A 15,218-nucleotide genomic window follows, 5' to 3' on the forward strand; every position below is an offset into this window, starting at 1 on the left:
AAATAGTGTTTAGAGGTGGCACTGGGCAAGCAAAGATGCTGAGAGAAAGTCTCCAGAATAAAATAAAGCTTACTGCTATATTTGAACAGAATAGAAATATAAAATCTCCTTTTAATGATATAGAAATATATTATGGAGAGGAAGGATTCAATAATTGGTATAAGCAATTTTTTATAGAGGATGAAACTTATTTCTCTGTGGCTATAGGTGGAAATTGTGGAAAGGATAGAGTTATAATTCATCATGAGTTAATGAGTTATGGACTAAAACCTTTCTCTATTGTGGATAAGTCAGCCTATATAGCAAGTAATTGTAAATTAGGTGATGGCTGTCAGCTACTACCACAATCATCTATTTGTGCTGAGGTTGAACTTGGAATACAAACTATTATAAATACAGGTGCCACAGTAGATCATGAATGTAAATTAGGCAATGGTGTTCATATATGTCCAGGTGTGCATTTGGCTGGGCTTGTTAACGTAGAGGATTATGCAACAATTTATACTGGTGCAGTAATTTTACCTAGAATAAAAATTGGTAAGGGCGCAATAATAGGAGCTGGAGCCGTTGTTATAAAAGATGTTAAGCCCTATACACTAGTGGTGGGAAACCCTGCAAGGGAGGTTAGGAGAATAAAATGAAAGTAGTAATACTTTGTGGTGGAAAAGGTACAAGGATGGGACAAGAAACAGAATTTAGACCTAAACCATTGATATTAATAGGAGGAAAACCAATATTGTGGCATATAATGAAATTTTATTCTTCCTATGGATATAATGATTTTATTTTATGTATTGGATATAAAGGTGATATGATAAAGCAGTATTTTATGGAAATGTATTGGAGAAATAATGATTTTACCCTTCATATAGATGGTAATAACAGAATAGATTATAAAACTAATGAAAATGAAAATTGGAATATTACAATAATAGATACAGGACTTGAAACAATGACTGGTGGTAGATTAAAAAAAGTAGAGAAATATATTGATGAAGATGAATTTATGTTTACCTATGGAGATGGGTTAAGTGATGTAGATTTGAGATCACTTGTAAAATATCACAGAGATAAAAATAGAATAGCTACTTTAACAGGAGTACATCCAGCTTCTTCTTTTGGACTTATGAATGTAGAAGATGGAATTGTAAAAGCCTTTAGAGAAAAGCCGATATTAAATGATATGGTTAATGGCGGATATATGATAATGAATAAAAAAATATTTAATTACTTTCCGGAAGAAGATTGTGCTTTTGAAGAAGAACCATTAGTAAGAGTCGCGAAAGATGGGCAGCTTGCAGTTTATGAACATCAAGGTTTTTGGAAGGCTATAGATACGAATAAGGATGTTATATTTGTAAATAACATGTACAGTAAAGGGGTAATGCCATGGCTAACATCCAATTAGATTTGTTTGAAGATTTTTATAAGGATAAAAATGTGCTTATAACAGGACACTGCGGGTTTAAAGGTTCATGGCTGGCTCTATGGCTTAAGGAACTTGGAGCAAATGTAATTGGTTATGGATTATCACCTTATACAAAAGGTGATAATTTTCAAGTTATTAAGCTTGAAGATAAGATAATTGATATAAGGGGAGATATTAGAGATCTGAATAAGTTAAATGATATATTTTCAACCTATAAACCTGAGATAATATTTCATCTTGCAGCACAACCTTTGGTTAAAGTATCTTACGAAAATCCAAAGGAGACATATGAAGTAAATGTTTTGGGAACGTTAAATGTTCTTGAAGCAATAAAGCAAAGTGAAACTGTGAAGGTTGCTGTTATGGTAACCACTGATAAGTGCTATGAAAATAAAGAACAAATGTGGCCATATAGAGAAATTGATCCTTTAGGAGGGTATGATCCTTATAGTTCTAGCAAAGCTTGTTGTGAGATTCTTATATCCTCTTATAGAAATTCCTTTTTTAATGAAGCTGATTATAAAATTCATAGAAAAGCTATAGCATCTGTAAGGGCTGGAAATGTTATTGGTGGTGGTGATTGGTCAAAGGATAGAATAATTCCAGATTGCATTAGAGCCCTTAGAGATAGTGAGAGTATAAAGGTAAGAAATCCAAAGGCTATAAGACCATGGCAGCATGTACTGGAACCTTTGTGTGGATATTTGGAATTAGCTAAAAGGATGTATTATTATGGCGCAAGCTATTGCGGAGCATGGAATTTTGGACCTGATTTTGAATCAATAGTGAAAGTTTCAGATTTAGTGGATTTGATTATAAAGGCTTGGGGAAATGGAAGGTATGATTCAGTTTATTGTAATAATGGACAGCATGAAGCTAACCTTTTAAATCTTGACTGCACAAAATCAAAACTGTTATTAAAATGGAAACCAAGGCTCAACATTGAGGAAGCTATTAATTATACCATAGATTGGTACAAGTGTTTTGAAAATGGTGATATGTATAAATTTGATGTAGATCAAATTTGCAATTATTGCAGCTTAAGGAAGTGAATATTATGAAAAAAGTAAGTATTATAATGTTAGGATATAATAAGTTGGAATATACTAAGCTTGCAGTTGATAGTCTTTATAAGTATACATCACATATTAATTTTGACTTTATCTCTGTAAATAATGGATCAAGTGATGGGACTAGAGAATATTTTGAAGCATTGCCTAATAAAATAAAGATAAATTTTGAAACTAATGTTGGCGGAGACAAAGCTTTTAATGAAGCCTTAGAATATTGTGATGGGGAGTATACCGTATTTTTAAATAATGATTTAATTCTTACAGAAAATTGGTTAGATAACTTAATTAAAGTAATGGAGTCTGATCCTAAGATAGGCATTGCAGTGCCTGCATGTAATTTTTCATCAAATCATCAGGTGATAAGTGCAAACTACAGTAATTTAGATGAGTTAGATAAGTTTGCAAAAGAATATAATAAATCCAATCCAGATAAATGGGAAGAAAGACTTAGACTTGTACTGTATGCGGCGATTTTTAGAACAAAGGATCTTAAAGATATAGGTGGCTTAGATGAAGCCTATTCTCCAGGTAGCTTTGATGATGATGATTTAAGCTATAGATATAGAAGAGCTGGATATAAGCTTATATTTGCAAAAGACACCTATGTGCATCATTTTGGCTCTATAACTATGAGGGATCAATATGGAGGGGTATTTGCTAGAAATAGAGAAATATTTAGAACTAAGTTTGGTGTGGATTCATGGGATGCCTCAGTTGTTGATTTTAGAATTGTGAATAATCTTTCATATGATAAGATGCAGAAAGTGAGTATTTTAGGTCTAGGTAAAACTTCCGGAGCTACTGGAGTTCAAATAAAAAATGTAATGAAAGAAAAAGAGGTGAAAGGCATTAGGTTAGATTACTATGCCTTACATGGAAAATATATAGTAGATTTAAAAACTATATGTAATAATGTCTTTTATACACAGGAAAGTTTTATAGATACCAGTTTTATTAAAAATAAATTTGATTATATATATATTGATGAATGCATAGAAAGCTTTAAAAATGTTAAAGAAGTTTTATCAGCATTAAAAAATATATTGAATGATAGTGGACAGATGATTTTTATTCTTAATAACAAAGATAATAATGAACTTTCAATAGATACGTTAAATAATATTTTAAGTGAACTTAATTATAAGAAAATAATGGAGAAGCCTGAAGGTGGGGGATATGTATTTATAGTTACAATTTAATATTTTTAAGTACTTGAATAAAAAATATATAAGTAATAGAAATTTGAAGGATATAAGGTGCATTGATAATATATGACACTATATACCTTTAAACAAATCGTTATAATTAAAGAAGTATATGCATAATAATATTTTGAGAATATCTAGAAATTAGCAACTTGTTTAGGGGGATTGCTATGAAAGTATTATTATGTATAAGAAACGATTATTATAGAAACTTTGCAGGAGATTCAATGCAAATATTAAAAACAGCACAATATTTAAGAAAAATTGGAGTAGAGGCAGATATAAATAATGGTTCAATAACAGATTATTCCGATTATGATATAGTGCATCTATTTAATTTAACTAGAATAGGAGAAACTTATAGTTACTACAAAAAAGCTAAATCCTTAAAAAAATGTATAGTGTTATCTTCTGTATATTGGGACTTAAAAAAATATTATAATTATGTTAATGATTTGGATAGCATTAAGCTTTGGGATAAGTGTAAAGCTTATAGATTAGAAATATTAAAGGGATGTAAGATGATATATCCAAATAGCAAAATGGAAGGAGATATTATAAAAAAAGAGTTTGGAAACTTTATACCATATAGAGTTATTTATAATGGTGTTGAAATAGAGCATGAGAAAGTAATTGTATATAATTTTAAGGAAAAATTTCGACTCAATGATTATGTATTATGTGTAGGAAGGATATGCTATAGGAAAAATCAACTTCTATTGGCAAAAGCGTGCAGTGATTTAGGGTTACAGCTAGTTCTTATTGGAAATATAAATGACAGAGAATATTTTAATAAATGTATGCAGTATAGTAATGTCATATATTTAGGATTCATGGATAGTTACAATATATATAATGCGTATAAGTTTTGTAAAACACATGTATTACCTAGCTTTGTAGAAACTCCTGGTCTTTCGTCATTAGAAGCAGCTGCAGCTGGATGTAATATAGTATCTACTATTGAAGGCAGTACATTTGAGTATTTTAAGAATATGGCTGAATATTGTAATCCTTATGATGAGAACAGTATTAGTGAAGCAATTGTAAGAGCTATTAAGAAGCCTAAAAGTGAGACATTGAAAAAGCACGTATTGGAGAATTTTAGTTGGGAAGAGTGTATAAAAGAATTGCACAATAGCTATAATCACATGTTAATGGATTAATTTCTATTAAACCGTTGTGTACCAAATGGTAGACAACTTAGTGTGAGAGATTGCTAAATAAAAAAACCGGTTTAAAGAACCGGTTTATTTATTAAGCAGTTAAACTTTTTAATTTTGCTGATAATCTTGATTTGCTTCTTGCTGCTTTGTTCTTATGTACTACTCCCTTTGAAGCAGCCATATCTAATGCTTTAACGGCACTAACAAAAGTAGTTTTTGCTTCTTCAGCATTTCCGCTAGTTATAGCAACTTCAAACTTCTTTATAGCAGTTTTTAATGCAGATTTAATCATTCTGTTTCTAAGAGTTTTAGTTTCTATAACTTTTATTCTTTTCTTTGCAGATTTTATATTTGCCATATTTTCACCCCCTCGTATTTTTATAGGGCCTCAACAGCTCTGGGGAAATTTGCTAGTGAGTTTCGTTTATTCAACAAATGATATTATATCATTAAATTTTAAGTACTTCAAGTATTTTTTTACTATGCAAGCTTAAAAATGTAATATTTTGGATTTGCATTATGCTTAAAATTTGAATATGCATGTTGATTTAAGGAAAACCTAATAGAAAATTTATTTAAGGGAGTGAAGTTATGTTTGGTATAAGAACTGATTTGGCTGTTGAAGCTACAGAAATTTATAAGCAAGAGAATAATGGTGATATACCTGGAGTGGAGGTGGAGGAAAATTGTATAGATGATATAAAGACAACTACAGTTAAAATAGTGACTGATGTAGGAGAAAAAATGATGGGGAAGCCTAAAGGGACATACATAACCATAGATATGCCAAAGTTTACTTATTATGATGGTGATACTATGGATCAGGTCAGTGAAGTTCTTGGCAAAACTTTATCTGAAATGGTAAACATAGATGATAGTATGACTGCTCTAGTAGTAGGTCTAGGAAATTGGAATGTAACTCCTGACGCTTTAGGACCTAAGGTGGTATCTAAATTGATGATTACAAGACATTTAAAACAATTAGTTCCAGATAAAATAGATGAGGGTATAAGGCCCGTATGCGCTATAGCACCAGGAGTTTTAGGACTTACAGGAATAGAAACAGGAGAAATTGTAAAAGGTGTAGTAGAAAAAATAAAGCCTAATTTAATAGTATGTATAGATGCATTGGCTTCAAGAAAAATGGATAGAGTAAATTCAACAATTCAAATAGGGAATACAGGAATATCTCCAGGCTCAGGAGTTGGAAATAGGAGGATGGAGATAAGTGAAAATGTTTTAGGAGTACCGGTAATAGCTATAGGTATACCAACTGTTGTGGATGCAGCTACAATGGCTAATGATACTATTGATATGGTATTAGATGAAATGATAAAACAATCTAAAAAAGATAGTAAATTCTATAATATGTTAAAATCTTTAGATAAAAATGAAAAGCAGCATATGATTGAGCAGCTTTTGGATCCTTATGTTGGAAACTTAATGGTAACTCCTAAAGAGGTAGATTTAGTTATAGATTCAGTTTCTAAAGTAATAGCTAATGGAATAAATATAGCTCTTCAGCCAGCTTTAAATCTCGAAGATATAAATAAGTTCTTAAATTAGTTATAAATTTAAAGATTTGTAATATAAATTTAATATAGAATTTGTTTGAACATGAGAAAAACTTAGTAGTTTATCTGAGAGGGGGGAAAGCTGCTTTGAATATTTTCATAGTGGTGTAATTGGTGGGATACAGAAGAAATAATACAAAAAATAATTTGGCATTGAGATTATACATTATAATGATGAGTTTATTTATTATTATCATCGTGCCTTTTGTAGCTAAAGCTAATTCTTATAGCAGTAATGTAAAAAGGAATCTATTCTATGTACAGGTTTTGAATTTCACAATGCCAGCAGTAAAGGCAACTTCTTTTAATGAAGATGACATGGCGGAAAGTAGATTTTCGTTAAGTGAATCGGTATTAAAGGTATTAGGATTGAAAATGAACAATCCTATGTCAGTTTTATCAAAAGAAATATCTTATATGAATTTGGATAATGATAGCTCAAAAAATGATGCAAATGTGAATTTTAATCAATTTAAGTTAGATGAAAAACAAGTTTCAAAGGACAATTCAAAATCAAATGATAGTTCTAATGGAAATTTAAATTTAGAAAATAAAACGGTAAATCTTTATGATCCAAAACTGAAGAAAGCTTTAAATACTAGTAAGCCAGAAGTATTTATATATCATACTCACACCACCGAAAGCTATAAACCAGGTAATGCTATAAGTTTTGACACATCTCAAAATGTTTGTGCAGTAGGTGATGCATTAGTAAATGAGTTACAAAAAAATTATGGTATATCTGGAATAAACGACAAAACAGTACATGATGCAGAAGCTTATACTCAAAGCTATGAAAGATCAGCTGTAACAGTAGATAAATATTTAAAACAGTATAAAGACTTTAAATTAGTAATAGATTTGCACAGAGATTCTGTAGATGATAAAAAAGCAGTTACTATTAAATTAAATGGAGAAAATGTAGCTAAATTTATGATTGTTATGGCCAGAAAAAATCCACATTTTGATAAAAATATGGATTTAGCAAATAAAATAATACAAACTTCAGATAAATTGTTTCCAGGCTTTTGTAAAGGTGTATGTTACTATAACTATGGAACAAGATATTTTAATCAAGATAAAAGTAACAATGCAATACTAATAGAAATAGGTGCAGATATAAATACTACTGATGAGGCAAAAGCATCAGCTAAATATCTTGCTAGAGTAATAGCAGAATGTCTTAATAAATAGATTCTTTGATGGGAATATTGAGGTAAAGTTATTAGATAAAAATTAGAATAAGTATATACTAACATTGAATAAAAATAAAAAAAGAGTACATCCTTAAATAATAGGATAGTTGAAGGTTGGATATGTTCACTTTTTAACTATTAATTATTATTTGGGGGTGTTTTTTCTTATATGAAAAAGAATGGTAGGAGTATTATGGTTATGATAATAATATGCTTTTTCATATCCTTGTATGGAATTATTGTTATTAGTAATAATTTGCCTAAGTTTATAAAGGATAAAACAGATTTTAAAGTAGATTATTCAAAGAAGCCTTTTAATTTTAGATTTGAAGTTGGGGAGTATTCTTTATACATAAATTCAAAGGCTGTTACAAATATAAAAAACAGTTCTGGTAAAATTATTAATAATATTGGTAAAAAAGTTCAAAATAACACATCCTATATGTTAAATAAAACTTCTGATGTATTTAAGAGTGTTGAAGAAAAAATAAATAATACTATACAGCATAAAGTTAAATAAAGGTATATAGAATCCACTTTTAACTGTATTGTTGTTGTGTTATAATTTACTATGATTATTTATATTAAGAGTATAGTATAAGATTTGCAATAAGATGCAAATCTTTTAAATTGTAATTAGTAATGGAGGGTAAAGGATATGCAGAGCGAAAGGCAAAAATATATAAGAAATTTTTCTATAGTTGCTCATATAGATCATGGAAAGTCTACACTTGCTGATAGATTAATAGAAAAAACAGGAACCCTTACAAAAAGAGAAATGGATGAACAGGTTCTTGATAATATGGAACTTGAAAAAGAAAGAGGAATAACAATAAAATCACAAGCAGTGAGACTTGTTTATAAAAGAGATAATGGACATGAATATATTTTGAATCTTATAGATACCCCTGGTCATGTAGACTTTAATTACGAAGTATCTAGAAGTTTGGCTGCTTGTGAAGGTGCTATACTTGTAGTTGATGCTACACAGGGTATACAAGCACAAACTCTAGCAAATTGCTATCTAGCATTAGATCATGATTTAGAAATTGTACCTGTAATAAATAAAATAGATTTGCCTAGTTCTAGAGCGGATGAAGTTAAGCAGGAAATAGAAGATGTAATAGGAATTGAGGCATCAGATGCACCTTTAGTATCAGCAAAAACAGGCCTCAATATAGAAGATGTATTGGAAGCTATAGTGGAAAAAGTACCAGCACCACAAGGTGATGAAGATGCTCCTTTAAGAGCGCTTATATTTGATTCATCTTATGACAGTTATAGAGGAGTAGTGTGCCATTTAAGAGTAAAAGAAGGAGCTATAAAACCTGGTACAAAAATAAAACTAATGGTTACAGGAAAAGTATATGAAGTAGTTGAAACAGGGGTATTTGCACCTAGATATATGCCTGTTAGTGAATTAAAAGCAGGAGATGTTGGATATTTCACAGCATCTATTAAAAATGTTAGGGATGCTCGTGTAGGAGATACAGTAACAGAGGCTGATAGACCAGCTAAAGAAGCATTACCAGGATATAGACCAGCAATACCTATGGTGTATAGTGGTATCTATCCTGTAGATGGAGCGAAATATGGTGAGTTAAAGGATGCACTTGAAAAGTTGCAAGTAAATGATGCTGCACTATCTTTTGAACCAGAAACTTCTATTGCTTTGGGATTTGGATTTAGATGTGGATTCTTAGGACTTCTTCATATGGATGTAATACAGGAAAGAATAGAAAGAGAATTTAATTTAGATATTATAACTACAGCACCATCTGTTATATATAAAATAGGAAAAACTGATGGAGAAGTTATAGAACTTACTAATCCTACAAATCTTCCAGACGTTTCGGAAATAAAGTATATGGAAGAACCTATAGTAAAAGCGTCTATAATAACACCATCAGATTATGTTGGAGCTGTTATGGAACTTGCTCAAAACAGGCGTGGAACGTTTAAGGATATGCAGTATATAGAAACTACAAGAGTATCCTTAAATTATGAAATACCTTTAAATGAAATAATATATGACTTTTTTGATGCTTTAAAATCAAGAACTAAAGGATATGCATCTTTAGATTATGAACTAAGGGGATATAAGGATGCTAAATTAGTTAAATTAGATATTCTTTTAAACGCAGAAATAGTAGATGCATTATCCATGATAGTTCCAGAAGAAAGAGCGTATGCTAGGGGTAGAGCTATAGCAGAAAAATTAAAAGAGATAATACCAAGACAGATGTTTGAAATACCAATTCAAGCTGCAGTAGGCAGCAAAGTTATAGCTAGAGAAACAATTAAAGCCATGAGAAAAGATGTTTTAGCAAAGTGTTATGGTGGAGATATATCTAGAAAGAAAAAGTTACTTGAGAAACAGAAAGAAGGAAAGAAGAGAATGAGACAGGTGGGAAGTGTAGAAGTTCCACAGGAAGCATTTATGGCAGTACTTAAAACAGGAGAATAAATTGATTTTCAATGTAAAAAGGTGTGATAATTTTATGCTAGAAAGTGAAACTATCTATGAAAATAAAGAAGTAGCTTTGTATATTCATATTCCCTTTTGCAAACAAAAGTGTTTATACTGTGATTTCCCTTCTTTTGCCAGTAAGGAAAATCTTATGTTAGATTATTCAAAGGCTTTAGCAAATGATATAGAAAGCTGTTCTGGAAGGAGTATAAAGACTATATTCATAGGTGGGGGTACTCCCACCTATTTGACTTTAGAAGCATGGGGTAATATTAAAAAGGCTATAGATAAATTGAAAAAAACTAAAGACTTAGAATTTACTGTAGAAGGAAATCCAGGAACCTTTACAAAAGACAAATTAAAATTTTTAAAGGAAATGGGAGTTAATAGACTTAGCATAGGACTTCAATGCTGGCAAAACAATATATTGAAAAAATTGGGGAGAATTCATACTGTCCAAGATTTTATTAAAAGTTATGAAATGGCAAGAAATATAGGATTTGAAAATATAAATGTAGATTTGATGTTTGGCTTACCAGAACAAAATATTGAGCAATGGAAAGAAACTCTAGATAAAGTAGTAGAGCTAAATCCAGAGCATATATCCTGCTATAGTCTTATAATTGAAGAAGGCACTCCTTTTTACTCAATGGATCAAAAAGGAAAATTAATTTTGCCAGAAGAAGAAATGGAAAGAAAAATGTATAGATATGGCATAAAATTTTTAAAAAGCAAAGGTTATAGGCAATATGAAATATCTAATTTTTCAAAGCCAGGAAGAGAGTGTAAACATAATTTAGTATACTGGAATTTGCAAGAATATATTGGGTGCGGGTCAGGAGCTCATTCTTATATAGATAATTTAAGGTATAGAAAAAATGAAGATATACAGGAATACATTAAAGATATACGAGAAAATAAGAATTTAAAACTTGATGAGCATGAAAATTCTAAAAAAGATAATATAGAAGAATTTGTTTTTATGGGGCTTAGAAAAATATCTGGGATATCTATAACAGAATTTAAGAGGAGATTTGCCACAGATATTTATAATATATATCCTAATATTATAAAAAAATATGTAGATAATGGCATGATTATGTGTGAAGATGATAATTTATTTTTAAGTGAAAGAGGCATAGAAATTTCTAATAGTGTCATGTGTGACTTTATATTAACTTAATTTAAAGACTTTGATAGGTTTCGCTAGAAAAACAGAGAAATTTTAATATTTAGCTATTTTAAACTTGCATATAAGTTTATCCGTACAAATAAAGTTAATTATGTAGTGTTGACAAATAAAATTATCAGTGCTATTTTTTAATCATAGTAATTAGCACTCAACAACAACGAGTGCTAATAAAGAGGTGAAATTATGGAAATGGATGAAAGGAAAATAAAAATACTTCAGGCAATAATAAATGATTTTATAAACACTGCTGAACCTGTAGGATCCAGGACCATAGCAAAAAAGTATGATTTGGGTATAAGTTCTGCTACTATAAGAAATGAAATGGCAGATCTTGAGGAAATGGGGTATCTTGAACAACTCCATACTTCTTCTGGGAGAAAACCTTCTGATAAGGGATATAGGCTTTATGTAGATAAGCTTATGCAGGTACCTAATTTAACACCTGAAGAAGAATATATGATAAAAACACATATTTTAAATACAGCGTTGTTTGAGGTAGACAGAATATTAAAACAAGCTACTTCTATTTTATCTGAATTGACTAAAATGGCCTGTATTGTAAAAGCTCCATCTGTGGGGAAAAGCTCCATAAAGCATGTTCAGCTTTTAGATATTGATTGTAATAATATATTATTGTTAATAATTACAGATAGCGGATTAATAAAAAACAATGTAATTAGAGTAGGTAAAGCTGTTGCTTCAGATGTGCTTACAAAATTAAGCAACGTGTTAAATACTAGATTGAGAAATTTAAATTGTGATCAAATAAATTTAGAAGTTATAAATAACTTAAGAAGTGATTTAAAAGGATATGATGATATATTCAATGCTATAATTCCTGTATTATATGAAAGTTTAAATACAGTTGATAAATCTGAAATTTATACTGAAGGTTCAACTAATATATTTAATTATCCAGAATACAAGGACATAGAAAGAGCACGTGAGTTTTTATCATTGTTAGATAATAAAGATAAGATAAGTGGACTTTTAAACAGTGGTGCTAATATGTCTGTAAAAATAGGAACTGAAAATTTTGTAGAAGGTGCAGAACAATGCAGTGTAGTTTCAGCAATTTATAGTATAAATGACAAGCCTGTAGGAGAAATAGGAGTAATTGGACCAACTAGAATGCCTTATTCAAAGGTAATATCTTTGATGGCTAATGTAGTTAAAGAGTTAAATTATATCTTAACTCATATGTATCCTCAAGATGGATAACAAAATAGGCTTTAAAATATATGATAGCAATTTAGAAAGTGCTAGATTGGAGGAGTTATTTAAATGTCAAAGAAAGAACAAGTTAAAGTGGAAGAGCAGAGTGAATTAATTGAAGAAAATGTGGAAGAAGAAAAAGTTGATAAAGACCAAAATGTAGATGCTGAAGAAAAAGATGAAAATTCACAAGAGGATGATTCAAAATTAGAAGAATCTTTAGTTGATGAAATAAAAAGTGAAAATGAAAAATTAGCTAAAGAAAATACTAGATTAGACAGTGAAAATCAAACCTTTAAGGATAGATTGGCAAGAACAGTAGCAGAATATGACAACTTTAGAAAGAGAACAGCAAAGGAAAAAGAAGGCATATATACAAATGCTTGTGAAGATATCCTAAAAGAGTTGTTACCAGTATTAGATAACCTTGAAAGAGCTATAACTGTAGAAGGCAGTGTAGATGATTTAAAAAAGGGAATAGAAATGACTATAAAGCAATTTAATGGCGCTTTAGAAAAGCTAGAAGTAGAAGAAATTAAATCAGATGGAGAATTTGATCCTAATGTTCATAATGCAGTAATGCATGTTGATGATGAACAGTATGAAAAAAATCAAGTAGTAGAGGTATTCCAAAAGGGATACAAAAGAGGCGATAAAGTTTTAAGACATAGTATGGTTAAAGTTGCAAATTAAAATTTATTATAAATAACAAACATATAGAAAGAATGTTAATTCATTTGATATTTTAGGAGGTAAATTAATATGTCAAAAGTTATAGGAATTGATTTAGGAACAACCAATTCATGCGTAGCAGTTATGGAAGGTGGAGAACCAGTAGTTATAACAAATTCAGAAGGAGCAAGAACAACTCCATCTGTAGTTTCATTCCAAGCAAATGGTGAAAGATTAGTAGGACAGGTAGCAAAAAGACAGGCAATAACAAATCCTGATAAGACAATAATATCAATAAAGAGACATATGGGAACAAACCATAAAACAAATATAGATGGAAAAGATTATACTCCACAGGAAATATCAGCAATGGTGCTTCAGAAAATAAAAGCAGATGCTGAAGCTTACCTTGGTGAAACAGTTACTCAAGCTGTTATAACAGTTCCAGCTTATTTTAACGATAGCCAAAGACAGGCAACAAAAGATGCTGGAAAAATAGCAGGACTTGAAGTTTTAAGAATAATAAACGAACCAACAGCAGCATCACTTGCTTATGGATTAGACAAAATGGATACAAATCAAAAAATATTTGTATATGACTTAGGTGGAGGTACTTTCGATGTATCTATACTAGAACTTGGTGATGGTGTATTTGAAGTTAAATCTACAAATGGTGATACAAAGCTTGGTGGAGATGACTTTGATGAAAAGATAATGAACTATATAGCAGATACATTTAAAGCTGAAAATGGAATAGACTTGAGAAATGATAAAATGGCTGTACAAAGATTAAAAGAAGCTGCTGAAAAAGCTAAAATTGAATTATCATCTTCAATGCAGACTAACATAAATCTTCCATTCATAACAGCAGATGCAACTGGTCCAAAGCATATAGATATGACTTTAACTAGAGCTAAATTTAATGAATTAACTCATGATTTAGTTCAAAGAACAATAGAACCAATGAAAAAAGCACTTCAAGATGCTGGACTTACAATTAATGATGTAAATAAGGTTATACTTGTTGGTGGATCTACAAGAATACCAGCAGTTCAAGAAGCAGTTAAACAATTTACTGGAAAAGAACCTTCAAAGGGAGTTAACCCAGATGAATGTGTTGCAGTAGGAGCTTCTATTCAAGCAGGAGTTTTAACAGGAGATGTTAAAGATGTATTACTTCTTGATGTTACTCCATTAACACTTGGTATAGAAACTTTAGGAGGAGTTGCTACTCCATTAATTGAAAGAAATACTACAATACCAACTAAAAAGAGTCAAGTATTCTCAACAGCTGCAGACGGACAGACTTCTGTTGAAATACACGTAGTTCAAGGTGAAAGACAAATGGCTGGTGACAACAAAACTCTTGGAAGATTTACACTTTCGGGTATAGCTCCAGCACAAAGGGGAGTTCCTCAAATAGAAGTTACTTTTGATATAGATGCTAATGGTATAGTTAATGTTTCTGCTAAGGATAAAGGAACAGGAAAAGAAGCTAACATTACAATTACTGCTTCTACTAACTTAAATGATGATGAAATAGATAAGGCTGTTAAAGATGCAGAAAAATTCGCTGAAGAAGATAAAAAGAGAAAAGAATCTATAGAAGTAAAGAATAATGCTGATCAGGCTGTTTATCAGACAGAAAAGACATTAAAGGATCTTGGAGATAAAGTATCAGCAGAAGACAAAGCTAATATAGAAGAAAAAGTTAAAGCTGTTAATGCAGTAAAAGATGGAGAAGATCTAGAAGCTATAAAGAAAGCTACTGAAGATTTAACTCAAGCTTTCTATGCAGTATCATCAAAAATATACCAAGCAGCAAATCCACAAGGAGCAGGATTTGATCCAAACAACATGGGAGGAGCAGCTGGTGCAGGACAAAACAATGCAGGAACAAAACATGATGATAATGTAGTAGATGCAGATTATAAAGTTGAAGATGACAAATAAAAATGTTCACTAATTAGATATATATAGTGTATAATATATAATTGTGATAATTAAGGGAGGAGTTATACTCTTCCCT

Annotated in this window: 14 protein-coding genes; 13 read left to right on the forward strand and 1 reads right to left on the reverse strand. The window is 30.5% G+C overall.

Going from position 1 to position 15,218, the window contains the following annotated elements:
* Positions 1 to 5 precede the first annotated feature (5 nt).
* From Q6H37_RS03260 to Q6H37_RS03280, 5 genes are all read left to right on the forward strand, one after another.
* Complete coding sequence (locus tag Q6H37_RS03260) at positions 6 to 641, forward strand: acetyltransferase (protein ID WP_412523924.1); 636 nt, start codon at positions 6 to 8, stop codon at positions 639 to 641.
* Entirely contained in the window at positions 638 to 1,408 is a 771-nt protein-coding gene (gene rfbF / locus Q6H37_RS03265) for a glucose-1-phosphate cytidylyltransferase (protein WP_318739154.1), read from the forward strand. Before Q6H37_RS03260 ends, rfbF begins: the two co-directional genes overlap by 4 nt.
* On the forward strand, positions 1,390 to 2,481 hold the full coding sequence (rfbG, locus tag Q6H37_RS03270; protein WP_318739155.1) for a CDP-glucose 4,6-dehydratase: 1,092 nt from the start codon (positions 1,390 to 1,392) through the stop codon (positions 2,479 to 2,481). Before rfbF ends, rfbG begins: the two co-directional genes overlap by 19 nt.
* 5 nt (positions 2,482 to 2,486) lie before the next feature.
* Positions 2,487 to 3,701, forward strand: coding sequence for a glycosyltransferase family 2 protein (locus Q6H37_RS03275; protein ID WP_318739156.1), 1,215 nt, complete (start codon positions 2,487 to 2,489; stop codon positions 3,699 to 3,701).
* Between the two features lie 176 nt (positions 3,702 to 3,877).
* Complete coding sequence (locus Q6H37_RS03280; RefSeq protein ID WP_318739157.1) at positions 3,878 to 4,870, forward strand: glycosyltransferase; 993 nt, start codon at positions 3,878 to 3,880, stop codon at positions 4,868 to 4,870.
* Between the two features lie 91 nt (positions 4,871 to 4,961).
* On the opposite strand, the gene rpsT is transcribed toward Q6H37_RS03280, so the two are convergent.
* The gene (rpsT, locus tag Q6H37_RS03285; RefSeq protein WP_318739158.1) at positions 4,962 to 5,228 is read right to left on the reverse strand and encodes a 30S ribosomal protein S20; all 267 of its coding nucleotides are present in this window, start codon (positions 5,226 to 5,228) and stop codon (positions 4,962 to 4,964) included.
* A gap of 233 nt (positions 5,229 to 5,461) precedes the next feature.
* Here rpsT and gpr point away from each other — a divergent pair, with 233 nt between their 5' ends.
* The 8 genes from gpr (at position 5,462) to dnaK (ending at position 15,142) form a co-directional block, all read left to right on the forward strand.
* On the forward strand, positions 5,462 to 6,436 hold the full coding sequence (gpr, locus tag Q6H37_RS03290) for a GPR endopeptidase (RefSeq protein ID WP_318739159.1): 975 nt from the start codon (positions 5,462 to 5,464) through the stop codon (positions 6,434 to 6,436).
* Between the two features lie 122 nt (positions 6,437 to 6,558).
* The gene (locus tag Q6H37_RS03295; RefSeq protein WP_412523901.1) at positions 6,559 to 7,638 is read left to right on the forward strand and encodes a stage II sporulation protein P; all 1,080 of its coding nucleotides are present in this window, start codon (positions 6,559 to 6,561) and stop codon (positions 7,636 to 7,638) included.
* 171 nt (positions 7,639 to 7,809) lie between these two features.
* Positions 7,810 to 8,160: a hypothetical protein gene (locus Q6H37_RS03300; RefSeq protein ID WP_318739160.1), complete on the forward strand. Its 351-nt coding sequence runs from the start codon at positions 7,810 to 7,812 to the stop codon at positions 8,158 to 8,160.
* A 138-nt stretch (positions 8,161 to 8,298) separates the two neighbouring features.
* Positions 8,299 to 10,107 (forward strand): translation elongation factor 4, encoded by a 1,809-nt coding sequence (gene lepA, locus Q6H37_RS03305; protein WP_318739161.1) that lies wholly within the window; start codon positions 8,299 to 8,301, stop codon positions 10,105 to 10,107.
* Positions 10,108 to 10,141: 34 nt separating this feature from the next.
* On the forward strand, positions 10,142 to 11,293 hold the full coding sequence (hemW, locus tag Q6H37_RS03310) for a radical SAM family heme chaperone HemW (RefSeq protein ID WP_318739162.1): 1,152 nt from the start codon (positions 10,142 to 10,144) through the stop codon (positions 11,291 to 11,293).
* 192 nt (positions 11,294 to 11,485) lie between these two features.
* Positions 11,486 to 12,523, forward strand: coding sequence for a heat-inducible transcriptional repressor HrcA (hrcA, locus tag Q6H37_RS03315; RefSeq protein ID WP_318739163.1), 1,038 nt, complete (start codon positions 11,486 to 11,488; stop codon positions 12,521 to 12,523).
* A gap of 63 nt (positions 12,524 to 12,586) precedes the next feature.
* On the forward strand, positions 12,587 to 13,210 hold the full coding sequence (gene grpE / locus Q6H37_RS03320) for a nucleotide exchange factor GrpE (RefSeq protein ID WP_318739164.1): 624 nt from the start codon (positions 12,587 to 12,589) through the stop codon (positions 13,208 to 13,210).
* 69 nt (positions 13,211 to 13,279) lie between these two features.
* A complete protein-coding gene (gene dnaK, locus Q6H37_RS03325) occupies positions 13,280 to 15,142 on the forward strand; it encodes a molecular chaperone DnaK (RefSeq protein ID WP_318739165.1) in 1,863 nt (620 codons plus the stop codon).
* Positions 15,143 to 15,218 lie beyond the last annotated feature (76 nt).

It is taken from the genome of Clostridium sp. JS66, from assembly GCF_033561535.1.
GTDB classification, from domain to species: domain Bacteria; phylum Bacillota; class Clostridia; order Clostridiales; family Clostridiaceae; genus Clostridium_AM; species Clostridium_AM carboxidivorans.